Annotated in this window: 21 protein-coding genes; 12 read left to right on the top strand and 9 right to left on the bottom strand. The window is 66.3% G+C overall.

What is annotated here, in order from left to right:
• Window positions 1-159: 159 nt before the first annotated feature.
• The 7 genes from CIW53_RS11020 to CIW53_RS10990 form a co-directional block, all read right to left on the bottom strand.
• A complete protein-coding gene (locus CIW53_RS11020) occupies window positions 160-1,029 on the bottom strand; it encodes a YbaY family lipoprotein (RefSeq protein ID WP_149364758.1) in 870 nt (289 codons plus the stop codon).
• Window positions 1,030-1,192: 163 nt separating this feature from the next.
• Window positions 1,193-2,476, bottom strand: coding sequence for a phosphoribosylamine--glycine ligase (gene purD, locus CIW53_RS11015; RefSeq protein WP_149364757.1), 1,284 nt, complete (start codon window positions 2,474-2,476; stop codon window positions 1,193-1,195).
• Between the two features lie 75 nt (window positions 2,477-2,551).
• Window positions 2,552-3,925: an AMP-binding protein gene (locus CIW53_RS11010; protein ID WP_149364756.1), complete on the bottom strand. Its 1,374-nt coding sequence runs from the start codon at window positions 3,923-3,925 to the stop codon at window positions 2,552-2,554.
• A 141-nt stretch (window positions 3,926-4,066) separates the two neighbouring features.
• Window positions 4,067-4,639, bottom strand: a complete 573-nt coding sequence (locus CIW53_RS11005) for a Sua5/YciO/YrdC/YwlC family protein (protein WP_149364755.1) — start codon at window positions 4,637-4,639, stop codon at window positions 4,067-4,069.
• Window positions 4,640-7,150, bottom strand: coding sequence for a DNA topoisomerase I (locus tag CIW53_RS11000; protein ID WP_149364754.1), 2,511 nt, complete (start codon window positions 7,148-7,150; stop codon window positions 4,640-4,642). It lies immediately after the preceding gene.
• A gap of 131 nt (window positions 7,151-7,281) precedes the next feature.
• Window positions 7,282-8,448: a DNA-processing protein DprA gene (dprA, locus tag CIW53_RS10995; RefSeq protein ID WP_149364753.1), complete on the bottom strand. Its 1,167-nt coding sequence runs from the start codon at window positions 8,446-8,448 to the stop codon at window positions 7,282-7,284.
• A 91-nt stretch (window positions 8,449-8,539) separates the two neighbouring features.
• Window positions 8,540-9,667 (bottom strand): LysM domain-containing protein, encoded by a 1,128-nt coding sequence (locus CIW53_RS10990; protein WP_149364752.1) that lies wholly within the window; start codon window positions 9,665-9,667, stop codon window positions 8,540-8,542.
• Between the two features lie 190 nt (window positions 9,668-9,857).
• On the opposite strand from CIW53_RS10990, the gene def reads away from it, so the two are divergent.
• Genes def through CIW53_RS10970 form a run of 4 tightly spaced genes read left to right on the top strand, consistent with a single transcriptional unit; the run spans window position 9,858 to window position 14,407 of the window.
• Window positions 9,858-10,367, top strand: a complete 510-nt coding sequence (def, locus tag CIW53_RS10985) for a peptide deformylase (RefSeq protein ID WP_149364751.1) — start codon at window positions 9,858-9,860, stop codon at window positions 10,365-10,367.
• On the top strand, window positions 10,364-11,302 hold the full coding sequence (gene fmt, locus CIW53_RS10980) for a methionyl-tRNA formyltransferase (protein ID WP_149364750.1): 939 nt from the start codon (window positions 10,364-10,366) through the stop codon (window positions 11,300-11,302). The genes def and fmt overlap by 4 nt, the downstream gene beginning before the upstream one ends.
• An 11-nt stretch (window positions 11,303-11,313) precedes the next feature.
• Complete coding sequence (gene rsmB / locus CIW53_RS10975) at window positions 11,314-12,645, top strand: 16S rRNA (cytosine(967)-C(5))-methyltransferase RsmB (RefSeq protein WP_149364749.1); 1,332 nt, start codon at window positions 11,314-11,316, stop codon at window positions 12,643-12,645.
• A 49-nt stretch (window positions 12,646-12,694) separates the two neighbouring features.
• Window positions 12,695-14,407, top strand: coding sequence for a glycosyltransferase family 39 protein (locus CIW53_RS10970; RefSeq protein ID WP_172969641.1), 1,713 nt, complete (start codon window positions 12,695-12,697; stop codon window positions 14,405-14,407).
• Here the strand turns inward: CIW53_RS10970 and CIW53_RS10965 are convergent.
• Complete coding sequence (locus CIW53_RS10965; protein WP_149364748.1) at window positions 14,389-15,531, bottom strand: glycosyltransferase family 4 protein; 1,143 nt, start codon at window positions 15,529-15,531, stop codon at window positions 14,389-14,391. The two genes, CIW53_RS10970 and CIW53_RS10965, sit on opposite strands and share 19 nt — an antisense overlap.
• Window positions 15,532-15,730: 199 nt before the next feature.
• Between CIW53_RS10965 and CIW53_RS10960 the strand changes: the two genes are divergently transcribed.
• From CIW53_RS10960 to CIW53_RS10935, 6 genes are all read left to right on the top strand, one after another.
• The gene (locus CIW53_RS10960) at window positions 15,731-16,975 is read left to right on the top strand and encodes an O-antigen ligase family protein (RefSeq protein WP_242451861.1); all 1,245 of its coding nucleotides are present in this window, start codon (window positions 15,731-15,733) and stop codon (window positions 16,973-16,975) included.
• Entirely contained in the window at window positions 16,968-17,984 is a 1,017-nt protein-coding gene (locus tag CIW53_RS10955; RefSeq protein WP_242451860.1) for a glycosyltransferase, read from the top strand. Before CIW53_RS10960 ends, CIW53_RS10955 begins: the two co-directional genes overlap by 8 nt.
• A gap of 70 nt (window positions 17,985-18,054) precedes the next feature.
• Window positions 18,055-18,870 carry a glycosyltransferase family 2 protein gene (locus CIW53_RS10950; RefSeq protein WP_149364746.1) on the top strand — a complete coding sequence of 272 codons (816 nt, stop codon included), beginning with the start codon at window positions 18,055-18,057 and terminating at the stop codon, window positions 18,868-18,870.
• Complete coding sequence (locus CIW53_RS10945; protein WP_149364745.1) at window positions 18,870-19,901, top strand: CDP-glycerol glycerophosphotransferase family protein; 1,032 nt, start codon at window positions 18,870-18,872, stop codon at window positions 19,899-19,901. Before CIW53_RS10950 ends, CIW53_RS10945 begins: the two co-directional genes overlap by 1 nt.
• A gap of 60 nt (window positions 19,902-19,961) precedes the next feature.
• Window positions 19,962-21,689 carry a glycosyltransferase family 39 protein gene (locus tag CIW53_RS10940; protein ID WP_149364744.1) on the top strand — a complete coding sequence of 576 codons (1,728 nt, stop codon included), beginning with the start codon at window positions 19,962-19,964 and terminating at the stop codon, window positions 21,687-21,689.
• A 10-nt stretch (window positions 21,690-21,699) separates the two neighbouring features.
• Entirely contained in the window at window positions 21,700-22,026 is a 327-nt protein-coding gene (locus CIW53_RS10935; RefSeq protein WP_149364743.1) for a tetratricopeptide repeat protein, read from the top strand.
• Window positions 22,027-22,051: 25 nt separating this feature from the next.
• Here CIW53_RS10935 and CIW53_RS10930 read toward each other — a convergent pair whose 3' ends face one another.
• Window positions 22,052-22,945 (bottom strand): lipid A biosynthesis acyltransferase, encoded by an 894-nt coding sequence (locus CIW53_RS10930; protein WP_149364742.1) that lies wholly within the window; start codon window positions 22,943-22,945, stop codon window positions 22,052-22,054.
• Window positions 22,946-23,024: 79 nt separating this feature from the next.
• Between CIW53_RS10930 and dtd the strand changes: the two genes are divergently transcribed.
• Window positions 23,025-23,465, top strand: a complete 441-nt coding sequence (dtd, locus tag CIW53_RS10925) for a D-aminoacyl-tRNA deacylase (RefSeq protein WP_149364741.1) — start codon at window positions 23,025-23,027, stop codon at window positions 23,463-23,465.
• A gap of 169 nt (window positions 23,466-23,634) precedes the next feature.
• Window positions 23,635-25,515 carry an RNA polymerase sigma factor RpoD gene (gene rpoD / locus CIW53_RS10920; RefSeq protein ID WP_149364740.1) on the top strand — a complete coding sequence of 627 codons (1,881 nt, stop codon included), beginning with the start codon at window positions 23,635-23,637 and terminating at the stop codon, window positions 25,513-25,515.
• The last annotated feature ends 302 nt before the right edge of the window (window positions 25,516-25,817 follow it).

Raw genomic sequence — 25,817 nt, 5'->3', positions numbered from 1 at the left:
CGCGCAACGAAAAGGCCGCCTGCTCGCGCAGGCGGCCTTTTTTTTCGCAACAGGTCCGGGACCCGTGGAACATTCCCGCCATATGCCGTCGATGCCAGACCCGAAAAAAAGCCGCCCGTAGAACGGGCGGCTTTTCGGATTGCGAACGTCCGGGTCGACTTACTTGTTCTTGCCGTGGGTCGCCACGCTCAGGATGTCCATGGCCTGCTTTTTCAGCGCCTCCGCGGCGGCGGCATCCAGCACCTGCACGTCGCTGCCGACCTGATGCTGCTTCAGGACGAGGCTGCCGTCGTCGCTCCAGCCGGCGCGATCGATCGCGCTCGGCTTGGCATCGCTACTGGACTTGGTCTCCTGCACGATCGCCCACGGCTTGCCATCCTTGAAGGCGTAGTCGGTACTGGTGAAGCCCTTGGCGCCGTAGTCGACCAGCTCGCGGATGAACTTCACTTCGCGATCCTGGCGGAACAGCTGCCAGCCGCGCGAGGCGTCCTTCTCGAGCTTGGTGCCATGGGTGACCTTCATCGCACCAAGCTGCTTCTGCTCGGCATTGAAATCGGCCAGTACCTTTTCACCGGGTGTCTGCTCGGCGATCAGCTCGATGGCCACGGCGTCGTTCTTGCTGCCCTTGGCCAGCACCGGTGCCTGGATCGGCATCGAGTAGTGACGCTCGCCATCGGTGAGGATCGCCTGTACCACGTACAGGTCACCCGGCTTCACCTCGGCCGGGTTGAAGGTTAACTTGAACGGCTGCGGAAACGTGCCCGCTGGCGATGTCTTGCTGGCCAGCGGCGGCGAACCCACCGCGGTGGACGACACGTCGACCAGATTGATCACCAGCTGCGCCTTGTCCGACGGCTGAACGGTGCCACGCACGGAAATCGTGCCGCTGACCTCACCGGGAACACTGGTCACGGCCGCGGTGCCGGCGGAAGTTGGAGCATCGGCATTCGTCTGCGACGACGAATGGGGGGTGCATCCGACCAGAGCCAGCGCTGCGATCGACATCAGCGACAAAACCGTCTTGCGCATGGGAAAACCTCGTTGACATGAAACAGGGCACGAAACCTTTCAGGCGCTTGTGCGCCGCGGTTTTACGCGGGGGAAGTTCCAAGCATAGCCCAAAAGTACCGGTGCGCAAAAGTCAAGCCGATCGGCGGCCTTCCATGCGCGGCCGTACGCATTTTTTGAACAATCACCCGCGCTGCAGCGCCCGGTATGCGATGTCCCGGCGGTAGAACGCACCGTCGTAGCGGATCCGGCTGGCCGCCTCGTAGGCCAGATCGCGTGCCGCGGCAAGGTCGCTGCCCAGCGCACAGACGGTCAGCACCCGGCCACCGGCGGTGACTGCCCTGCCCTCGGCATCCAGCCGGGTGCCGGCATGGAACACTTTCACGTCGGCGGCGAATGATTCGTCGATGCCACCGATCGCGACACCGTTGCGCACCCGGCCGGGGTAGCCATCGGCCGCCATGACCACGCCGATTGCCGGCCGCGCGTCCCAGCGCGCCCTGGCTTGATCCAGCCGGCCATCCAGCGCCGCATCGATCAGCTCGACCAGATCGGACTTCAGGCGCAGCATGATCGGCTGGGTTTCCGGATCGCCGAAGCGCACGTTGAACTCGATCACCTTGGGTGCACCGTTGCTGTCGATCATCAACCCGGCATAGAGGAAACCGATGAACGGCGCACCCTCGGCCGCCATGCCGCGCAGGGTCGGTTCGATCACTTCTTTCAGGATGCGCTGTTCGACCTCCGGCGTGACCACCGGCGCCGGCGAGTAGGCGCCCATGCCACCGGTGTTGGGGCCGAGGTCGCCCTCGTCGCGGCGCTTGTGATCCTGGCTGGAAGCCATCGGCAGCGCGTGGCTGCCGTCGCTCATCACGATATAGCTGGCCTCCTCGCCATCGAGGAATTCCTCGACCACCACCCGCGCCGAGGCATCGCCGAACGCGTGCGCACCGAGCATGTCGTGCAGCGCCAGCTCGGCGTCGGCGAGGGTCAGCGCCACCACCACGCCCTTGCCGGCAGCGAGGCCGTCGGCCTTGATGACGATCGGTGCGCCATGCTTGCGCACATAAGCCAGCGCCGGGTTCAATTCGGTGAACACCGCGTAGTGCGCGGTGGGGATGTTGTGCCGCTGCAGGAAATCCTTGGCGAACGCCTTGGAGCCCTCCAGCTGCGCCGCGACCGCACGCGGCCCGAAGATGCGCAGGCCGGCGGCGCGGAACTTGTCAACCACGCCCGCCACCAGTGGCACTTCGGGGCCGACTACGGTCAGGCCGATCTTTTCGCGCTTCGCCAGCGCGAGCAGGCCATCGATGTCGTTCATCGCGACGTCGACGTTGCGCACGCCGGGCTCGCGCGCAGTGCCGGCGTTGCCGGGCGCCACGATCACCTCGTCGACCTGTGACGATTGCCTGAGCTTCCACGCCAGCGCGTGCTCGCGCCCGCCGCTGCCGATGACGAGAACCTTCATGTCTGCACTCCGGGGATACCGACGCGCCATGCGGCGCAGGCGCGCATTGTAGCGGTAGCGACGGATGCCCCGTGATCAATCGTGGCGATGCAGCACTTCCAGCAGCGCCGCACGCGGCAGCTTGCCGGTCTCGTTGCGCGGCAAGGCCGCGACCAGCTTCAGCGGCCGCGGCAGGAACAGCGGATCGACTGCGCGCCGCAACGCATCGAGGATCACGTGCTCGTCCAGTCCCGGGGCGACCACCAGTGCAGCGATGCGGTGTACACCGAGCGCATCGCCACCATCGAGCTGGAACACGACACCGTCGCGCACGCCGGGTATCGCCAGCAGGCGGCGTGTGAGGTCGCCGAGCGAAGCGCGCTTGCCGGCGATCTCCAGCATGTCGGCGTGCCGCCCGCGCAGGCGGAAGTGTCGGCCAGCGTCGGACAGGCTGACGATATCGGCCAGGGTGACCGGTGCATCCAATTGCGGCGCCTCGACCGCGGTGCCATCGGGCTGCGGATGCAATACGGCGCCGTCATACAACGCCCAGTCCTCGTCCACGGCGGGGCGGCGACTGGCGAACACACAGGTCTCGGTCGAACCGAATACCTCAAGCACGGGCGCACCGAAACGCTGTTCGGCGGCCCGCGCCAGCTCGGCCGGCAGCGGCGCGGTGGCCGACAACATGGCCGCGATCGGGGGCAGCGCGATGCCCGATTCGACCAGCGCGCGCAGATGCACCGGCGTGGTCACCAGCAGCCGTGGCGCCGGCACTTCGGCCACTGCGGCCGCCACGTCGGCAGGAAAGAACGGCCGGCCGGCGTGCACGCCCGCCTCGCCCAGCAGCGGCAGCAGTATCGACATCTCCAGTCCATACATATGCTGCGGCGGCACGGTGGCGACGATCTCGAAACGAGGCCCGAGCGAGGCATGCAGCATCGCCAGATTGCCGGCGCTGCTGGCGCAAAAACTGCGCCAGGTCTTCGGGTTGGCGCCGGGTACGCCGGTGGAGCCGGACGTGTATCCGATCGCCACCACCTGCTCGGCCGGGATCAGCGGCCACACCGTGGCGGCCTCGGGCGCAAGTGCAGCATCGAGGGGCGGCAGCTGCCGATAGCCGGGCGGCGCGGGATCGAGCGCCTGTTCGCCCAGCGCATAGCAATCCGGATGTGCCGCCATCACTTCGTCGATCGCCTGCTGTGCGCGCGAAGAGGGCAGCAGGTTGGTCTGCCCACGCAGCACCACCGCGCAGAACGCCACCAGGAAGGCATAACGGTCTTCGCACAGGTTCACCGCGGCGGCGGCCATCGGCAGGCCTTCGGCGACCGCATGCACCTGCGCCAGAAATTCGGCCGCGCTGATCGGCTTGCCGTTGCGCCAGGTCAGTATTCGCCCCGGATCGGACACGCCCAGCAGCGGCAGCCGCTGCGGTGCTTCATGCCGATAGGTGTCGTAGACAATCGCCAAGCCGTCCTCCAGATTCAATGTGTCGCGCCGCAGAACAGCATTGCCCGGACCGATTCACCCACGCGTGCATGGCGGAGCCCGTTGTCCCGCGACTTGCACCATCGCCAGGGCGAATGCGCGTCGACGTGTTCCCTCGATTTCTCAAGCGCGGATGATAGCGCCCGACAATGCATCGCGTATCGTCGTTGGGCTGACCTGACCGCCGAGTGGAGCATCGAGCAGGCCGTCCAGCGCATCGCCAAAATAATCCACGACGGTCTGCGCCGAGCGCGCCGGAGGCTGCGCATGCGGATTCGCACTGGTCGACACCAGCGCGCCACCGAATGCCCGGCACAGCGCCGCGGCGGGCTCGTGCGCAGTCACCCGCAACGCGATACCGGCATGCGCACCGGCGATCCAGGCCGGCACCGCGGCCGACCGCGGGAAAATCCATGTGTTCGGCCCGGGCCAGCCGGCACGGACCTGCTGCAGGATCTCGCCGGGCACCGCGGCGAGTTCGATATAGCGCTCGACCTGGTCGAAGTCCGCCGCGATCAGCAGCACGCCCTGGGTCGCCGGACGCTGCTTCAGCGCGAACAGCCGCTCGAACGCGACGCGATCACGCGGATCGCAACCGAGGCCGAACACCGCCTCGGTCGGATAGGCCATCACGCCACCGGCGTGCAGCAGTTCCGCGGCGACAGCGGACTCGGTGGAAGCGAAGCGCCGAAGCATTCAGGCCCCGACCTTCCCGACCGCCGCCTTCTTGGCCGCGGCCTTCTTCGTCGCGGCGGTTTTCTTCACCGCCGTCTTCTTGGTGGCGGTCTTCTTGGCGGTCGTCTTGGCAGCCTTCTTGGCGGCCGGCTTTTTCACCGCCGCCTTTTTCACCGGCGCCGCCTTTTTCGCGGCGGCTTTTTTCGTTGCGCCCTTCTTGCCGAAACGGCCCTTGCGTACCGGTGCGGCCGCCAGCAGTTCGAGGCACTGCTTCTCGGTCAGCTCCTTCGGCTCCTGCTCCTTGGGAATCCGCGCGTTCTTCTCGCCGTCGGTGATGTAGGCGCCGTAGCGGCCGTTGAGCACCTGCACGCCGTTGCCGAAGTCGAGGATCAACCGGTTCGCCAGCATCTCCAGTTTTTCGGCCACTATCTGCAGCGCGCGCGGCAACTCGATCGTGTACGGATCGTCCTCGGGTTTGAGTGAGGCATAGGTGCTGCCCTGCTTCACGAACGGGCCGAAGCGGCCGATCGCCACGCTGACCTCGTCGCCGTTCTCGGCCTGGCCCAACTTGCGCGGCAGCTTGAACAGCTCCAGCGCTTCGGCCAGGGTGATGGTGTGCATGCTCTGGCCCGGGCGCAGGGACGCGAAGGTGGGTTTCTCCTCGTCGTCCTTGGTGCCGATCGCGGCATACGGCCCGAAGCGGCCCAATCGCACCGACACCGGCTTGCCGGTTTTCGGGTCGCTGCCCAGTTCGCGCGCGCCGGTGGCTTCGCTGCGGTCGACCGATTCGGTCTTCTCGTCCACCTGCTGCTTGAACGGCACCCAGAAGCGCTCCATCAGCGGCACCCAGGCTTCCTCGCCGCGGCTGACGGCGTCCAGCTCGTCTTCCATCTTGGCGGTGAAGTCGTAGTCGACGTAGCGGGTGAAATGCGCGGTGAGGAATTTGCTGACCGCGCGACCGACGTCGCTGGGCTTGAAGCGGCGGCTGTCGAGGAAGACGTACTCGCGGTTCTGCAGCACCTGGATGATGCTGGCGTAGGTCGACGGGCGGCCGATGCCGTGTTCTTCCAGCGCCTTGACCAGGCTGGCTTCGGAATAGCGCGGCGGCGGCTCGGTGAAATGCTGGTCGGCGGCAATCTCGTGCAACGGCACCGCCTCGTCTTTTTCCAGTCGCGGCAGGCGACGTCCTTCATCGTCGTCGTCGGCCTTTTTCTGGTCGCTGCCTTCCTCGTACACGGCGAGGAAACCCGGGTCGATCACGGTGGTGCCGCTGGCGCGGAACGAGGCGTCGCCGCCAACGACGTCCGGCAGCGCGAATTCCACCGAAACGGTGTTCAAGGTGGCGTGGATCATCTGGCAGGCGACGGTGCGCTTCCAGATCAATTCGTACAGCTTGCGCTGGTCGTCGTTCAGGTAGGCGGCCACCGATTTCGGCGTGTGCATCGCCGAGGTCGGACGGATCGCTTCATGCGCTTCCTGCGCGTTCTTCGACTTGGTCTTGTAGACCTGCGGCGCGTCCGGCAGTGCGTGGCCGCCGAAGTCGCGGGCGATCAACTGGCGCAGCTCGGCCATCGCGTCGTCGCCGAGCATGGTCGAGTCGGTACGCATGTAGGTGATCAGGCCGACGTTGCCCTCGTCGCCCAGGGCCACGCCCTCGTACAGGCCCTGCGCCACCTTCATCGTGCGGCTGGTGGTGAAACCGAGCTTGCGCGCGGCCTCCTGCTGCAACGTGGACGTGGTGAACGGCGCGGCGGGACGACGCTTGCGCTCTTTCGAGCTGACCTCGCTGACGGTGAGGCGGCCATGCGCGGCCTGTTTCAGCGCATCGCGGGCGGCCTGTGCGTCGGCTTCGTTGGTGAGATCGAACTGCTCGAATTTCTTGCCGTTGAGGCGGGAAAGGCGCGCCGTGAAATCGCCGTCGGCGTGCTTGAGCTGGGCTTCGATGGTCCAGTACTCGCGCGCCTTGAACGCCTCGATCTCTTCCTCGCGCTCGACGATCATGCGCAGCGCCGGCGACTGCACGCGACCGGCGGAAAGGCCGCGCTGCACCTTGCGCCACAGCACCGGCGACAGGTTGAAGCCGACCAGGTAATCCAGCGCACGGCGCGCCTGCTGCGCGTCGACCAGGTCGTGCGACAGCTGGCGCGGCGCTGCAACAGCGGCCTTGATCGCCTTTGGCGTGATCTCGGAGAACACCACTCGGTGCAGTTGCTTGCCCTTGGTCAGGCCGCGCTCTTTCAGTATCTCGCTGATGTGCCAGGAGATCGCCTCGCCTTCGCGATCCAAGTCGGTCGCGAGATAGATGTCGTCGGCCAGTTTGGCCGCCTTGGCGATCGCGTCGACGTGCTTCTCGTTCCGCTCGATGATCTCGTAGGCCATGGTGAAACCGTGCTCGGTGTCGACCGCGCCCTCCTTCGGCTTCAGGTCGCGCACGTGACCGTAGGAGGCGAGGACCTGGAAGTCCTTGCCGAGATATTTGTTGATCGTCTTGGCCTTGGCCGGTGACTCGACGATGAGCAGGTTTTTTGCCATGAAGCTTGAATTCCGCAAGTGATCCACCGGCGCTTCCGTGCCGGACATATATATAGTTGAAACCATGCCACGCCAGCGGCTGTCAAGCCCGGCGCGGTCAAAGCGAGGCGAAACGGCGGCGTCGCGGAGAGTCAGCCATCGCCAGCGCCGGGCGGCAACCGCTGATAGCGATTACCCGGCAAGGACTCCACCCTCGCCTCCAGTTCCAGCATCAGCAAGGTCGAGGACAACACGGCGGCCGACTGCCCGGTACGTTCTACAAGTTCGTCCAATGTCGCTGGATCATGACCAAGTTCGGCCATAAGTCTCCGCGACGCCGGCGTCTCGATGCCATCCGCACCTTCGACCGAGCCAGGCAAAACGGCTTCGCTGCCGCTGTCCGACTGCAGGCGAGCCGCCAGTTCGCCGCCAAGCATGCGCGCTGCCGGGGCCAATGTCTCGACAATCTCCGCCGCACCCTCCACCAGCCGCGCGCCATCACGGATCAGACGGTGGCAGCCGCGGGCCAGCGGATTATGGATGGAGCCAGGCAATGCGAATACCTCACGGCCTTGTTCGCCGGCCAGGCGGGCGGTGATCAGCGAACCGGAACGCAACCCGGCCTCGATCACCAGCGTACCCAGCGACAGACCTGAAATGATCCGGTTCCTCCGCGGAAAATGATCGGCCCGGGCCGCCGTGCCGGGCGGGAATTCGCTGATCAGCGCACCGCTGCCGGCGATTCGCCGGGCCAGTGCGTGATGTTTGCGTGGGTAGACCCGATCCGGCCCGGTGCCGATCACCGCCAGCGTCGCTGCGCCGACCTCCAGCGCCGCCGTGTGGGCGGCGCCATCGATGCCGTCGGCCATGCCGCTGGTGATGGCGAAGCCGGCCAGCGCCAGCTCCCGCGCGAACGCGCGTGCATGCGCCAACCCTGCTGCGCTGGCGCGACGGGCGCCGACGATCGCCACCTGCGGGTAAAGCAGCAAGCTGGCATCGCCGGCCACGAACAGCGCGGCGGGCGGTTGCGGGATGTTTTCAAGCTGTGACGGAAAGTCCGCTTCGGTACAGCGCAGAAGCCGATGCCCGGGCCGCGCCAGCCAGGCAAGATCGGTCGCCAGCTGCGTCTCGTCGGGCTGGTACAGCCATGCACGCGCCAGTTCGCCCAGCGGCGCGCTGTGGCGACGCAGCCCGGCCAGCAAGATCGCGATATCGCCACCAGCGGCATCCAGCCGCTCGCGCAGGCCGCCGGGTCCGAGGCCGGGCGTGCGCAAGGCGATCAACCATGCGCGCAGTTCATCCATGTCGTTCATCTCCATGCCCGCAGTTTACGGAACCGGCCCAAACAGAAACGGCGCGGTGGTGACCGCGCCGTGCTGTAGGTGAATGCCGTTGAAGCCGCGCCGAGGGTTATTCCGGCATGCGCAGACGGCCACCGATGTGCACCGGCCGCAAACTGTCCATCACCAGGCCATAGCTGACCCGGTCGAAGGTGCGAAACACCATCACGTGCCCGACGTATTCGTCCGGCAGGGTGACTTTCTTGCCGACACCACGATTCCAGCTGTTGCTGGCCACGTCGTCATGGATCGTCTCGCCCGGCTCGTAAATGGTGAAGGTCTGGCCATTGTCGACCCCGTCGTGCGCACCGACCGACAACATCACGACCTGACGCGAACCGGCGGCATCAAGTGCATCGGCAAAACCGATCACCCGGGCGTTGGCCGGTACCGACTTCGGCGAGTGCGGGTAATAGAAGGGATCATACGGCTTGTCGTCGACGGGCATGAGGCGATCGCCGCTGCGAATTTCCTGGGTCGAATCGAGCAGCAACAAGGTTGCCGGATCACCCATCCGCAGTGTTTCCGCCGTGCCGATCACGCTGACTTCGACACCCAGGTCGTCGCCCTTGCCGTAGTGGCCGTCGTTGCGGGAATCCTCGCGCCATGGCGAGTTGACCATCGCCGCATTGCTGTCGAGCGTGTGGCTGACAATGCCGTTGTCGGCGTCGTTCGCATCGTCCTGCTCGAATCCGCGGAAAACGTGGGTGGGACGCACGATCGCCCAGCGCTGCCCCGGCTCGCCCTTGAGACCGCGCACGTAGATGTTCTGCCCTACCGCGCCGCGCAGGCGAGCTTCTTCGAAGCCGACCACATAAGGCGCGGAGCTGACCTCGTTGGAATTCACGACCCGCATGTCCTTGAGGAACATCTTCAGTTCCGACAGCGGGATCGCCGGCACCGCCTCGCCTTCGCGATGCACGCTCGGCTCGAGGCGCAGGCTCGGTCCGTTGATGAAGGACAGGTTGAGCACGTCGCCGGGATAGATCAGATGGGGATTGCGTACCTGCGGGTTGGCCTGCCAGATCTCCGGCCACAGCCATGGCTTGGACAGGAATTTCGCAGAGATGTCCCAGAGCGTATCGCCCCTGCGCACGGTATAGGTGTCGGGGTGGTTGGCCCGCAGTTGCGCGCCAGCTGCATAGACGGCCACCGTAACCAGCATGCCGGCCAGCAACACGATAATTTTTCTGATCATTGGCGGGAATCCCCCTTCCCCATATGCTCGGTCGAGTGTAACCGAATGGTTAATGCACGCAACAGGCGCCAGTTGGCAAAAATCGTCTGCACTCGGATGCTTGCCGACGTACAATGAGACACATTCTAGATCGCACCGGGGTGGCTTTTTTACCAAATCGCCCGCAATTCCGGCGCCGAGGCAAACATCCATGTCCGTACTCTCCATTCTCGAATTCCCCGACCCGCGCCTGCGCACCCGTGCCGAGCCGGTCAGCGTGTTCGACGCCCGGCTCGAACAGCTGGTCGCCGACATGTTCGAAACCATGTATGCCGCCAATGGCGTCGGCCTAGCCGCGACCCAGGTCAACGTGCACCAGCGCGTGCTGGTGGCCGACATGAGCGACGACCGCAAGCAGCCGTTGGCGCTGATCAATGCGCAAATAGTGGAAAAAGAGGGGTCGCAGGTCTATCAGGAAGGTTGCCTGTCGTTCCCCGGCCTGTATGCCGACGTCACCCGCGCGCTGCGCGTGAAAGTGAAGGCGCAGGACGTGCACGGCAAGGACATCGTCGTCGAGGCCGAGGGCCCGCTGGCGGTGTGCATCCAGCACGAGCTGGATCATCTGGAAGGCAAGGTGTTCGTCGACTACCTGTCGTCGCTGAAGCGCACGTTGTTGCTGAAGCGGCTCGACAAGCAGCGCAAGCAGGCGGCGAGCGCTTGAACCAGCCCCTGCGGCTGGTTTTCGCCGGCACTCCCGAGTTCGCCGTACCCTGCCTCGATGCCTGCCGCGCCAGCGGTGCCGAGGTGGTGGCGGTCTATACCCAGCCCGATCGCCCCGCCGGCCGCGGCCGCAAGCTCGCGCCCAGCCCGGTCAAGCAGGCCGCGCTGGCCGCCGGCATCGCGGTCGAACAGCCCGAATCGCTGAAATCCGCCGACGTGCAGCAGGCGCTGGCCGCCTACCGGCCGGATCTGCTGGTGGTGGTCGCCTACGGCCTGATCCTGCCGCGCAAGGTGCTCGCGATCCCGCGGCTCGGCTGCTGGAACGTGCATGCCAGTCTGCTGCCGCGCTGGCGTGGCGCGGCACCGATCCAGCGCGCGATCCTCGCGGGCGACACCGAGAGCGGTGTCGACCTGATGCAGATGGAGGCCGGGCTGGATACCGGACCGGTCCTGCTGCAGCGGCGCACTCCGATCAGCCGCGACGACACCGGCGGCTCGTTGCATGATCGCCTCTCCGCGCTGGGCGCCGAAGTGCTGGCCGAAGGCCTGCGTCGCACCCTGGCCGGCGAGACGCTGATCGCCACGTCCCAGCCGGAAGTCGGCGTGAGCTACGCGCACAAGCTGGACAAGGCCGAGGCGAAGCTCGATTTCAGCCGCCCGGCAACTGAACTGGAACGCCAGGTACGCGCGTTCGATCCGTGGCCGGTGGCCGAAGGCGTGATCGCTGGCGAGCCCTTGCGGATATGGGCGGCGCAGGCGATCGCGCTCGATCACCACGGCGCCCCCGGCAGCGTGCTCGCGGCCGGTCGCGACGGCATCGACCTCGCCTGCGGCGACGGCGCGCTGCGCGTCACTGCGCTGCAACGCGCCGGCGGCAGGCGCATCGGCGCGATCGACTATCTCAACGCGCGCCCCGAACTGCGCCAGCGTCCATGAAAGCCGGGCCGATGAAAGCCGATACCCGCGCGCTCGCTGCCCGGGGATTGTCCGAGATCGCCTTGCGCGGCGCCTCGCTGCGCGACGTGATGGAGCGCAGCGCGCCGCGACTGGCCGATCCGCGTGACCGCGCCCTGCTGATGGCGCTGCTCAGCGAAGGCGCCCGCTGGTGGCTGCGCTTCGACGCCGCCATCGACGGCTTGCTGGAAAAATCCCTGCGGCACAAGGACCCGGCGGTGCATGCCCTGCTGGTGCTTGGCCTGGTCCAGTTGGAGATCCTCGAACTGCAGGACTACGCCGCGGTGGCCGCCACGGTCGAGGCCGTGCGTGCACTCAAGCGACCGCAGCTGGCCGGACTGGTCAACGCGGTGCTGCGCCGGTGGCAGCGTGAACGTGAAAGCCTGCTGGCGAAACTCGACGCCAAGCCGCAGACCCGCCACGCGCATCCGGCCTGGCTGGCCGCGGCGCTGCAACGCGACTGGCCCGCGCAAGCCGAGGCCGTGATGGCCGCCGACAACCTGGAGCCGCCGCTGATGCTGCGGGTCAACCGGCAGCGCGGCGAGCGCCAGGCCTTGCTCGAACAACTGCAGGCCGCCGGTCACGCCGCGCAAATCCATCCGTGGCTGAGCGACGCGCTGGTATTGCCGCACAGCACCGACGTCACCCGCATGCCCGGTTTCGACGACGGCTTGTTCGCGGTGCAGGATGGTGCCGCGCAAGTCGCCGCCGACCTCGCCGACCTGAGTGACGGCCTGCGCGTGCTCGACGCCTGCGCCGCCCCCGGAGGCAAGGCCTGTCACCTGCTCGAGCGCGCCGACATCGACCTGACCGCACTGGAGTTCGACGCTGCGCGCGCCGAACGCATCCGCCAGAACCTGATGCGGCTGCGCCTGAACGCGAAAATCGTGGTCGGCGATGCCGGCGCCCCGAAGACCTGGTGGAACGGTCAGCCATTCGACCGCATCCTGATCGACGCACCCTGCTCGGCCACCGGCGTGCTGCGCCGGCGTCCCGACGTGCGCCTGCACCGGCGCGAAAGCGACATCGCCGCGATGCATGCGCAGCAGCAACGCATCCTGACCGCCTTGTGGCCGCTGCTGGCACCGGGCGGGCGGCTGGTCTACATCACCTGCTCGCTGCTGCGCGCAGAGAACGAGGCGATCGTGGCCGGGCTGCTGGACGCGCAAGCCGACGGACAGGCGCTGTCGTTCACTTTGCCGGCGGGGCAGGCCGCGACGATCGGTTGGCAGATCCTGCCCGGCGACGGCGACCTCGACGGCATGTATTACGCCGTGCTGCAGAAGTCGCGCCAGGCAATGCCCTGGGTCGGCATGACACTCTGACGGCTATGCTAGGCACTCCCTTGACCGCACCGACGGAACCCTCCCGCCCGTGAAGCCCTCCTTGTCCCGTGCGCGCCCGTTGTGGCTGCGCAGTGCCCGCTGGGAACTGCTGCTGTTCGGCGTGTTCGCGCTGCTGTTGCTCGGCATCGGTATCGGCATGCGCGATCCGTGGCCGTCCGACGAACCGCGTTTCGCGCTGGTCGCCCACTGGATGGTGGAACACGGACAATGGCTGTTCCCGCATCGCGGCCACGAGTTGTACCCGGACAAGCCGCCGGTGTTCATGTGGCTGCAGGCACTTGCCTATCTGGTGTGCGGCAACTGGCGAGTGGCCTTCCTGCTGCCCTCGCTGGCTGCCGCGCTCGGTGCGCTGGCGCTGGTTTACGACCTCGCGCGCCGGTTGTGGAACCACCGCAGCGCATTGCTGGCCGCCGCCACGCTGCTGCTGACCATCCACTTCACCTACCAGATGCGCAACGCGCAGATCGATCCCCTGCTGCTGGGCTGGATCACCCTGGCCAATTACGGCCTGCTGCGCCACCTGCTGCTGGGGCCGTCATGGCGCTGGTTCGCGGTCGGCTGCTTCTTCGCCGGCGTCGGCGTGGTGACCAAGGGCGTCGGCGTGCTGGCACTGCTGATGCTGATTCCCTACGTGATCGCGCGCCCCGGATACTGGCGTCACGCGGCCTTGCCCACCGGCGGCTGGCGCTGGGCCGGAGGGCTGGCCTGTTTCCTGATCCCGATCCTCGGCTGGTTGCTGCCGATGCTGCTGACCGCCCGCGCCGATGGCGATCCGCAGCACGCCGCCTACGTGCAGAACATCCTGTTCGGGCAGACCGTGCATCGCTACGCCACCCCGAGCGGCCACATCCATTCGCCGTTCTACTTTCTCGGCATCATCGCGGTCGACTGGCTGCCACTGTCATTGCTGCTGCCATGGGCGCTGCCCGCGTGGTGGCGACGGCTGAAGCGTCGCGACGCGCGATTCCTGCTGCCGCTGGGCTGGATCGTGCTGGTGCTGCTGTTCTTCTCGTTCAGCCCGGGCAAGCGCGACGTCTACATCCTGCCGGCGCTGCCGATGGCCGCGCTGGCGTTGGCGCCGCTGCTGCCCGGCTTGCTGCGTCGGCGCGGCGTGCGCATCGCGGTGTTCGTTCTGACCCTGCTGCTGTCCGCGATACTCGGTATCGCCGCCGCGCTGGCGATTCATCGGCATCCGGCCTGGGCGATCAGGATCGAACAAAGCCTGGACCCGCAGATCTGGTGGATGCTGCTCGGCATCGGTGTGGCCGGTTTGATCATCGCTGCATTCACCCGGGTGCGCCGCGCGCCGCTCGGCTGGCTGCTGTTCGCCAGCGTGCTGTGGTGCGTGTACGGGCTGTGGGGTTACCCGATGCTCAACGGCGATCGCTCGGCACGCGACGTGATGGTGCAGGCGCGCACGATCGCCGGACCCGAGGCAACCATCGGCCTGCTCGCCTGGAAGGAGCAGAACCTGCTGATGGCGCAAGGTCCGGTTGCCGAATTCGGTTTTCTCAAGCCATGGCCACAGCAATATGCCGATGCGGTTGCGTGGCTGCAACAAGCGCCTGCGCAGCGCTGGATCTTCAGCCTCGACGAGGCGATGGGCGCTTGCGTAGATCGCCGGCGCGCCATCCACGTCGGCCACGCCAATCGTCGTGAATGGTGGATGTTCAGGGCCGATGCGGTGGTGCCCGGTTGCGTGCCGCGCGGCGGCGACAGCGATCAGGATTCGTCGGATTGAACAACGACTTCGCCGGCCAGCAGCGCCGCATAGACCGCTTCGGTGCGTTCGACGAAATGGTCTACCCCGAAAGATTCCTCGGCATGCTCGCGAGCCGCGCGGCCCATCGCGGGAAGTTCGGGTCGCTCCTCCAACAAGCGTTGCAGCATGCGCGCCATGGCCGGGCGGTCGCGTGGCGGCACGCTCCAGCCATCGCGTCCGGGGCGGATGTTCTCGGCCAGGCCCGCGTACTCGCTGACCAGCACCGGCTTGCCCATGGCCATCATTTCGCGGCAGGCGAACGAGATCGTCTCGACCCCCCAGGAAAGCACGAAGCCGGCATCGATCGCGGCGATCGTCGGCCGCACGTCGGCCAGCAGGCCGGGAAAGTGCACCTGTCCGGCCAGTCCGAGCTCCCCAATGCGTTGCCGCGCGCATTCCGAGGGCAGCTTGCCGGCGATGAGCAGATGCACCAGCAGGCGCTGCTCCGCAGGCAGCAGTGCGAGCGCCTCGACCAGGTCCATCCAGCCCTTGTAGTCGGCCGTGCCGGCATTGCTGCCGAGCAGCAGCCCCGGCCGATCACCCATCCAGCGCCGCCGCTCCTGTCTGGCCGGCGCATCCAGCCACGGGCTGAAGTGCCCGATGTCCACGCCGTTGTGGACGGTGGCCAGTCGACAACGCCGATAGGGCGAAACCATCAGCTCGCGGCGTGTGTATTCGCAAACCGCGATCACCTGATCGGTTCCTTGACGTGCCCGCCACCACTGGCCGATGCCGGTCATCGGCTTGGAATTGTGCTTGGTCAGCACGATGCGCGGCCGCCGTTGCCGTCCGCGCAGGGCGCTGATCACCAGCCGGTGATCGGCGGAGCCGTTGACATGCACCACGTCGAAATCCTGTTCGCGCAGCAACGCCCGCAACTGTCGCCACGCACGCCAGTGCGCGGCCAGCCTGACGCCCGTCGGGAACGCTTGCGCCCGGGCATGCACGCCAGCGACGGCGCCGGCCTGCCGATACAGCCGGCTGGTCGCCGGCGCTGCCACATGCACGGCATGCCGGGCGGCGAGCGCCGCTGCCAGAGTGAGTACGTAGGTCGTATGGCCGCCGCCATCGCCATCATGAAAGTTGGTAAACAGCAGTTTCAAGGCATCTATCCGGCATCGGACGATGCCCTCGACGACATGGCGGGGAAACGTGAACGTGATCGTTACGGCAGGACCACAATGAGGCGCCGTTGTACTGCCCTAAAGTAACATGCACGCCGGCTCGACAAGCGCGGCTGTTCGCGTATTCCATGCCACCCGGGAGGCGATTCGATTGAAAGACGATGGTGCATATGGAAGGTTGAGCACCCATGGACTCGATGTGCTGTCGTTGCTGGTCGCCGTGACACCGCTTTCGTTCGCGATTTCCGGGCGCGTCAAGGTGCTGCCTCTGGCACTGCTCATGCTGACGGGGCTGGGCCTGCTGGCTTGCCGGGCGGAAACACGGCACAGCTTTCGGCGCGCGCGGATGGTTGTCGCCGTTAGCGCGCTGGCACTGCTTTATGCCGCACTGAACGTTTTCGGCCATCGGCTGGGCTGGGCGGCTTTCGACCGGCCGTCGCATATCCTGCTGTACATGATGATAGCGGCGGTATTCAGCCTGCCGCTGCGGATGCGCATGATCTGGCTTGGCTTCAGCCTGACGGCCGTCCTGCTCGGCTCGGTTTGCATCGTGCAGCACCTCGTGCTCGGGGCCCCTCGCGCCTATGGCCTCAACGGCGGCGATTGGGCCGCCATCGAGTTCGCCATGTTTCTGCTGGTGCTGGCACTGATGTCGCTGTTGCAGTTGCTGTACTCGCAATGTGGCCGACTGGAAAAGGTCGTGCATGGCGGAGGGCTCGTGTTCGGCATGTACGGCGCCTTGTTGACCCAGAGTCGCGGTCCTCTGCTCGCCTTCGTTCCGGTGTTCCTGCTGGTGTTGATGAATTACGCACGCGACACCGGACACTGGCGCCGCAGCCTGCTGCTGATCGCTGCCGTCGTTTGCGGCGGCGTACTGGCCGGGATCAGCTTGCATGGCGAGGTACTCGCGCGTTTCGCAAGGGTGGGCACGGAGGTGGTCCGCTATGACCAGAGCAGCGACGAGCTGGGTTCCGTGGGCGAACGACTGGAGATGTGGCATATCGCCGGTCATGCCGCGCTCGATCACCCGCTGACCGGAGTGGGCCTCGATCGGTTCGGCCCCTATGTGCGCGAGCAAGTGGCGCAAGGCCACGCCAGCCCCGAGATCGCCAAGTACGATCACCCGCACAACGAATACCTGGAGTGGGCGGCTACCGGTGGCGTGCCCGGGTTGCTGGTTTTACTGTCGCTCTTCGGCTTTCCGTTGGCCTATTTCATCCGTCATGCGCGTCGCGGCGATCAGGCCATGCGTGTCGTGGCGACCGCAGGTGTGGCCGTGATCGTGATGTATGCCTTGTGTGCGTTGACCGACAACGTGTTTTATCGCGCCATGCCGCAGTCGCTGTATTTCTTCCTCGTACTCGGCCTGGCCGTACTGATCGCCAGCCGCAACCTGTCGCCACGGGAGGCGCCGGGTGACTGAACGGTCGCTGCGCATCAACCTGATCGGCTGGGACAACAGCCGCGGCCTGAGCCACGACCTGCGCCTGTTGCGCGAGGCGCTCGAGGCGCTGGGCCACCATGTGCATTTCACCGCGGTGGGCCCGCGCCGGCGTCGGCGATCGATAAAGGCCCTGCTGCTGCACCTGCGGCTGTCATGGCAATGGCTGCGCGCCGGCGGGCGCGGGTCGCGGCTGTTCGACGTCAACATCATGCTGGAACATGTGCAACCGGCCTATTTCGGAGTGGCGCAGCGGAACCTGTTCATTCCCAATCCGGAATGGTTCTCGCCGCGGGACGAGCGTCACCTGCACCGGTTCGACGCGCTGCTCGCCAAGACCAGGGTTGCCGTCGCCGCCTTCGAGGCACGCGGCGTGCGCACGATCTACATCGGCTTTCGCAGCAGCGACTGCCTGCTTGCGGATGTCGTGCGGCAACCCCGCTTCCTGCATCTGGCCGGGGCCAGCGACATGAAGGGCACGCGACGCCTGCTGGAGGTGTGGCGGCGTCATCCGGAATGGCCGCCGCTGCTGGTGCTGCAATCGCCGAATACCCTGCGCGACGAGCCAGCCACGCCGGATCACCACAACGTCGAGCACCGGATCGCCACGCTGTCCCGCATTGACGAGGTCCGCCAGCTGCAGAACAGCCACGCGTTTCACCTGTGCCTGTCGGAGACGGAGGGCTGGGGCCATTACATTGCCGAGGCAATGAGCTGCAGCGCCGTGGTCGTAACCTGCGATGCGCCGCCGATGAACGAACTGGTGCGACCGGATCGCGGCCTGCTGGTCAGCGCCAGCGAAATCGGACCGCTCAATGCGGCGATGCGTTACCGCTTCGATGAATCGGCGCTGGAGGAGGCGATCGAGCGACTGCGCACGATGAGTTCCGCCCAGCAGGCCAGCCTGGGTGCCGCGGCACGTGCATGGTTCGAGGCGAACCAGCGGGCCTTCCCGGGCCTGCTGCAGGGCGCACTGCAACAGTTGGCCTAGGAGGAGCTCGGGCTTCTGGCGCCCGATTCGCTGCACGGCCCGACGGCGGCGATCGGCTAGAATCGCGCCCATGCCGACCTTGCCGCTGACCCTCGCCGTCATCACCCACAACGAGGCCGGGAACATCGCCCGCTGTCTGGACAGCGTGCCGTTCGCGGCCGAGAAACTGGTGGTCGACAGTGGCAGCGAGGACGACACCGTGGCGATCGCGCAGGCGCATGGCGCCCGCGTGATCCACCAGGACTGGCTCGGCTTCGGCGCGCAGCGCAACTTCGCCAGCAGCCAGTGCAGCCATGACTGGATCCTGGTGCTGGACGCCGATGAATACCTCAGCCCGGAACTCGCTGCGGAACTGCGCCAGCGCCTGCCCGAGTTGATGGCCGGCGACGCGCCGGCAGCGTACCTGCGACGCCGCACGATCTACATGGGGCGGCCGATGCGTTGGTATCGGCCGAACGTGGGCGAAAAACTGGCGCGGCTGTATCACCGCGGCCGCGCACGCTGGAGCGACGTGCGGGTACACGAATCGCTGCGCTTCGACGGCATCGCGCCGACCCTGCACGCACCGTTCGACCACGCCAACAACCCGACCCTGCCGCACAAGCAGCTCAAGGTATTGCGCTACGCCGAGCTGAAATGCCGCGACTGGCTGGACCGGCGCAAGCCTGTGAGGATGTGGCAGGCACCGTTCGTGTACGCGCTGGCCTTCCTCAAGGATTATGTGTTCCGGCTCGCTTTCCTGGACGGTTGGCGCGGCTTCGTCATCGCGCAGACGGCCGCCAGCTATGCGCTGTACAAACGCATGCGCTACTACGAGATGGTCAATCACCCGGAGTCGGTGACGCGTGCGGCGGCACTGCTCCACAAGCACGAAATCGATCGCTGATGACTGGTAAAAAACACTATCTCCTCTACGGCTCCGAGCGCTACGCGCTGGCGATCCTGCGTCCGCTGCAGGAAGCGATCCGCGCCCGCGGCGATGAAGCCGCCTGGTTCTTCGACGGCCCCGGCGCGGAGGACCTGGTCGCGGGCGAGCGCCTGTTGACGGTGGCCGAAGTGCGCGCATGGAAGCCGCTCGCGGTGATCACCTCGTCCAACGCGGTACCGCACTTCTTTCCCGGCGTGAAGGTCGAGACCTTCCACGGTTTCGACGCCGGCAAGCCACGGCACATCTACGTGCGCGGTTTCTTCGACCTGTATTGCACCACCGGGCCACGCGACACCGCACAGTTCCAGGCGATCGCCGACAGGCTCGGCCATTTCAGCGTGATCGAGACCGGCTTTCCCAAGATCGACCCGTTCATGAAGGAGATCAGCGGCCCGTTGCCGCCGGTACGGCAGCCGCCGGTGATCCTGTACCACTCCACCTTCTCGCCGTCGTGGAGCGCCGCCGAAACGCTGTACGGGGAAGTGAAGCGGCTGTCGCGCGACGGCCGCTGGCGCTGGATCGTCACCTTCCACCCGAAGATGAATCCGGAGACCACCGCAAGGTTCAAGGCGCTGCAGAACGACTACCTCACCTTCGCCGAGAACGACAACATCCTGGAGCTGTTCCCGCAGGTCGACATGATGTGCTCGGACACCTCGTCCGCGCTCAACGAATTTCTGCTCACCGGCAAGCCGGTGGTGACGTTCAAGAACCGACGCCCCGGCCCGCAGCTGATCGACATCGACGACCCGGCGCAGTTCGAGGGCGCCATCGAACGCGCACTGGCACGACCGCCGGAACTGCTGCAGGCGATCCGCGACTACGCCGACGCGATCCATCCCTACCGCGATGGCCGCTCCAGCGAACGCGTGCTGGATGCGATCGACGCCTTCATCGCCGCGGGCGCGCGCAACCGCCGGCGCAAGCCCTTGAACCTGTGGCGCAAGTTGAAGATACGCCGGCGCATCGGCTACTGGGGTGCGGCGTAATCGTCTTGCCAACGCAACGTGCAGGCTAGAATCGAGCCTCAACCAGTCCAGGGTCCGCCTGTGTCACTTCGTCCTTATAGTCGTACCGAACATTTGCGCGCCGTATGGCCGTGGCTGCCGCTGTGGACCGCGGTGGCGCTGCTGGCGATCTTTTCGCATGGGCCGATGCCGCTGTATTCCACCCGCACCCTGGCGGTGGCGTGGGAGATGTGGAGCCAGAACCACTGGCTGGTTCCGCACATCAACGGCCAGCCCTACAGCGAGAAGGCGCCGCTGCTGTTCTGGCTGATCCAGTCCGGCTGGTTCGTGTTCGGCGTCAACGACATCTGGCCGCGCGTGCTGGAGGTACTGATCGGCGGTGCGCAACTGGTGCTCGTCTCGCTGCTGGCGCGGCGGCTGTTCCCGAGCCGGCCGTGGATGGCCAAGGCGGCGCCGTGGATGCTGCTGGCGCTGGGCTGCGCGTTCCTGTTCGGCCTGCAGATCATGTACGACGGGTTGCTGGCCATGTGGACGCTGGCTGCCCTGCTGTGCCTGACCCCGAAGATGCAGCGGGCCGAACCGCGCTGGTTGCTGTTCGGCCTGTGCATCGGTCTGGGCTTGCTGACCAAGGGCCCGGTGATGCTGCTGCACGTGATCTTTCCGTGGCTGCTCGGTCCGCTGTGGAACGACTGGGCACGTCAGCATCGCGCACGTTGGTACGGCGGCGGCACGCTCTCGCTGCTGCTCGGCGCCGCGATGCTGTTGGCATGGGCGCTGCCGGCCGGGTTCTCCGGCGGCGAGGCGTACCGGCAACGACTGTTCTTCACTCAGACCGCCGGCCGTGTGGTCGACAAGCTGTCAGAAGGCAAGGATCTGCAGAACCATGCCGAGCCGTTCTGGTTCTACCTGCTGTGGCTGTTGCCGCTGCTGTTTCCGTTCAGTGGCTGGCCGCGCGTGTGGGTGGCCATCGCCGGTTTGCGGCGGCCGCTGGACCCGGGCCTGCGCTTTGCGCTGTGCTGGCTGATCCCCAGTTTCATCGTGTTCTCGCTGATCAGCGGCAAGCAGCCGTATTACCTGTTTCCGGAAGCCGGCGGCATCGTGCTGTTGATGTCTGGCGCGATCGCCGTGTTGCGCGAGCGCCGGCCGGCGCTTGCCGAAAACCCCTGGTTCGGCACCTGGCCGTTGGGCGTGGGTGGCATCGTGTTCGGGCTGTTGCTGTTCGCCCTGCCGACGCTGGTCGCCGGCAATCACCTGCATGGCGAATGGGCAGACTCCGCCGCCCCTTACAGTCGTTATTTCGGCGGGGTCTTCCTGCTGCTGGGCGGCCTTTTGCTGCTGCGCGGACGCGGCGAATTGCGCCGCCTCGCCTTCGCCGGACTGATCGGCGCGCTCGCCCTCAATACGCTGTTCACGCTGACCCTGTGGCCACGTTATGACCTGCGCCCGAGCACCCGCCTGCTGGGCGCGGTCGAACGGGCGGACCGCTCGATCGGCTACCTGGGCAGCTACGACGGCCAGTTCCATTTCGAGGGGCGGCTGACCCACCCCGTCAGCGAGCTGTTCGGCGATCAGGCGGTGCAGGATTTTGCCCGTGCCCACCCCGACGGAGTGATCGTGGTCCACCCGGAGAAGCTCGACGCCAATGACCTGCGCTACGCCTTGCTGGTACAGCCGTTTCGCTCATCGTGGCTGGTGATCTGGCAGGCCACCTCGCTGGCCGAACTGCGTGCCGGCCACACCCCGCCCGAACCGCCTCAGCCCACCCAGATGTATTCGGCCGACGGCGGGCGCCACTACACGCAGCCGTGAGCATGCAGCCATGAGCGCGGAGTTGATCGCCAGCCTGCGCAAGCAGTGCGACGGCCCGCGTGATGGCGCGCTGCTGCGTTTTTCGCTCGGCAACGCCTTGCTTGCCGACGGGGACGCGGACGCGGCCATCGGGGAGCTCACGCGCGCGATCGTTTTCGATCCGGCGTACTCGGCGGCGTGGAAGCTGCTGGGCAAGGCCTGTCTGGCCAGCGGCGACGAGGCCGCTGCCGCCGACGCCTGGCGCCGCGGCATCGCTGCCGCCAGCCAGCGCGGCGACAAGCAGGCGGAAAAAGAGATGACGGTATTTCTGCGGCGGCTGGAAAAGCCGCAACCCTGACGCATACCGGAATCCCGGCAATCGGCTATTTGTCCGCACGGTCGTAGGGGCTGGGCCGGCCGTGGGCCGAATAGCGCTTGTACTGCCACTGGTACTGCGCGAAAGCCAGCTCGATGCAGTTCTGCACGCCCCGGTTGAGCGCGCTGCATGCGATGCCGAGATCCTCATCGGCCAGCCCGGCCGGCGCCGGAAGCAGGTGGATGCGGTAGCCGGAACCTTTCGGCAACCGCTCGGCGAACGCGAGCAGCACCGTCGCCCCGGTGCGTGCGGCCAGTCGCGGCAACAACACCATGGTCAGCGCCTCGCGACCGAAGAACGGCGCGAACTGGCCCTCGCCCGCGCGCGGCTTCTGGTCCGGCAGGATGCCGACGGTGCCGCCGGCAGCCAGCCGCTTGTACAACGTGCGCACACCGGCGCCATCGGCCCGTATCTGCACTGGCGCCAGCGCACCGCGCACCTTCCGCAACAGACCCTCGATCGCCGCGATCCGTGGCGGCCGGTAAAGGATCGCCATCGGCGTCTTGCGGCACAGCCAGTAGTTCAACAACTCCCAGCAACCCAGGTGCGGCGCGGCGATGATCACCCCCTTCCCCGAAGCCAGCGCGGCGTCCAGCAGCGCCTCGCCGCGCACATCGCGAACCAGTCCCAGCGCGCGCTCGGCACCGCCGCCCCATATCTTGACCAGTTCACTGACCGATTTGCCGCCCTCGACCATCACCTCACGCAGCAGCGCCGCCTGCGCCGCGTCATCCAGCCCGGCCCGCGCGATCCGCAGATTCATCGCGGTGTTGTGGGCCGTACGTCCATGCTGCCAAAGCATCAACCGGCCCAAAGCGGCACCCAGGCCGTGCAACGATCGCAACGGCAACAGCGCCAGCAGACGCAGGAACAGATAGATCAGATAGATGTCGAAGCGCATGCATGAAAGTGTAGAGGACGCGTGCAGTCGCTGGCCGTCCTTCGCTTATGCTCTTGCGAATCCCGAATCCCCGAACAAGATGATTGCCCTGATCCAGCGTGTACTTTCCGCCCGCGTCGACATCGACCAATCCACCGTCGGCGCGATCGGCCCCGGCCTGCTGGCGCTGGTGGCGGTGCAGCCGGACGACGGCGAAACACAGGCGCAGCGCATGCTGGAACGCCTGCTCGGCTACCGCGTGTTTGCCGATGACGCCGGCCGCATGAACCGTTCGCTCGCCGACACCGGCGGCGGCCTGCTGCTGGTCAGCCAGTTCACCCTCGCCGCCGACACCCGCTCCGGCATGCGACCCAGCTTCACCACCGCGGCGACGCCGGAACACGCCCGGCGTTGGTTCGAGCGGCTGCTGGAGCTGGCCCGCGGCGCACATCCAGGGGTGGAAACCGGGCGCTTCGGTGCCCATATGGTCATCCATCTGGTGAACGATGGGCCGGTCACTTTCTGGCTCGACACCGGTTGAAGCGCACACCTGCAGGGACGCGCGGGCACGCAACGCCCAGCGCGCGGTAAAACCGTGATCTGGCGCGATTTTTGCGTAGCCCCCTGGAATCTTTTCTCACTTGAAAACTGGTCAAAAAAGCAGCACATCGCTATAATGTCCGGTTCTTGAACCCCGCGGCGGTCGGTTAATGAATAGCAAAGCTCCCCACGAGCAACAGTCGGAAATCAAGGCGCTCATCGCCAAAGGTCTGGAGCAGGGCTACCTGACCTACGCCGAAATCAACGACCACCTGCCCGACGACGTCGTCGATCCGGAGCAGATCGAAGACATCATGGCGGTGCTCAAGGGCGTCGGCATCGAGGTGCACGACGCTGCGCCCGACACCGACACCATCGCCGACGGCGCCGCTCCCGGCAGCACCTCCGGCGACGACGAGGCAGCGGCCGAAGAAGCCGTCGCCCTGCTCTCCGCCGTGGACGCCGAAGTGGGCCGCACCACCGACCCGGTGCGCATGTACATGCGCGAGATGGGCACGGTCGAACTGCTCACCCGCGAGGGCGAAATCGCCATCGCCAAGCGCATCGAAGAGGGCCTCGGCCAGGTGCAGACCGCGCTGGCCAGCTTCCCGCTGACCATCGAACTGCTGCTGGAAGAGTACGACCAGCACCTGGACGGCAAGCGCCGCCTCAGCGAAATCCTGGCCGGCTTCCTCGACCTGGAAGAAGCCGCCGACCTCGCCCGCAAGGAGAAGGAAGCCGCCGCCGCGCTGCTGCCCGAACCCGACCCGAACGACGAGAGCGACGAGGACGACGACGAAACCACCGAGGACGAGGAAGAAGCCGGCCCGACCGGTCCCGATCCGGAAGAGGTCAAGCGTCGCATGGAGCTGCTGCGCGACTACTACGCGAAGTTCCAGAAGGCCGCGCCGAAAGCCGCCAGCATCACCGACAAGAAGATCGTCAAGCTGCGCGACCAGATGGCCGAGGAGTTCCTCAAGCTCAAGCTGCCCAGCGCGCTGATCGACGGCTTCGTGCGCAAGCTGCGCGAAGTGGTGGGCGACATCCGCCATCACGAGCGCGTGCTGCTCGACATCTTCGTCAAGCAGGTGAAGATGCCCAAGGCCGAATTCATCAAGACCTTCCCCAGCAACGAGGGCAATCTCGAGTGGGTGGCCGAACTCAGCCGCAAGCGCCAGAAGTGGTCGCCGAACATCAAGACCCATCGCGAGGCGATCGACGCCGAGCAGGAGAAGCTCGCCGCGATCGAGCGCAAGCTGTTCCTGCCGCTGATCGACATCAAGGACATCAACCGCGCCATGGCCAGTGGCGAGGCGAAAGCCCGTCGCGCCAAGAAGGAAATGGTCGAGGCCAACCTGCGCCTGGTGATCTCGATCGCCAAGAAGTACACCAACCGCGGCCTGCAATTCCTCGATCTGATCCAGGAAGGCAACATCGGCCTGATGAAGGCGGTCGACAAGTTCGAATACCGCCGCGGCTACAAGTTCTCGACCTACGCCACCTGGTGGATCCGCCAGGCGATCACCCGCTCGATCGCCGACCAGGCCCGCACCATCCGCATTCCGGTGCACATGATCGAGACGATCAACAAGTTGAACCGCATTTCCCGCCAGATGCTCCAGCAGTTCGGCCGCGAGGCCACGCCGGAAGAACTGGCCAAGGAAATGGAAATGCCCGAGGACAAGATCCGCAAGGTACTGAAGATCGCGAAGGAACCGATCTCGATGGAAACCCCGATCGGCGACGACGAGGATTCCCACCTGGGCGACTTCATCGAAGACGGCAACGCCAGCTCGCCGATCGACTCGGCGACGGAAACCGGCCTGATGGAAACCGTGCGCGACGTGCTCGCCGGGCTCACCCCGCGCGAAGCGAAGGTGCTGCGCATGCGCTTCGGCATCGACATGAACACCGACCACACGCTGGAAGAAGTCGGCAAGCAGTTCGACGTCACGCGCGAGCGGATCCGCCAGATCGAGGCCAAGGCGCTGCGCAAGCTGCGTCACCCGAGTCGTTCCGAGCAGTTGCGCTCGTTCCTCGACGTCGAATAAATATCGCGATGGTTGCAACCGAAGAGCCCCGCTTCGGCGGGGCTTTTGCGTCCTGCGGGAGCGGCTTCGGCCGCGACGCTTTTTCTGCCACCTCAAAGAGCATCGCGGCTGAAGCCGCTCCCACAATGGCGGCTGCCCGCTGGCACGCCCCCGGCAACTCCTCTACCATTGCCCGCTTGTGGGCCTGTAGCTCAATGGTTAGAGCAGGGGACTCATCGAAAGGTGCCGCCGCGGCGTAATCCGCGGATGGGATCGGGATGAATTCAGGGAAACCTCAGCGGCGCGCAACGCGGCCGGTGGCA

It is taken from the genome of Rhodanobacter sp. T12-5 (genome assembly GCF_008329435.1).
GTDB lineage: Bacteria > Pseudomonadota > Gammaproteobacteria > Xanthomonadales > Rhodanobacteraceae > Rhodanobacter.
This window is presented reverse-complemented; position numbering and strand designations above follow the sequence as displayed.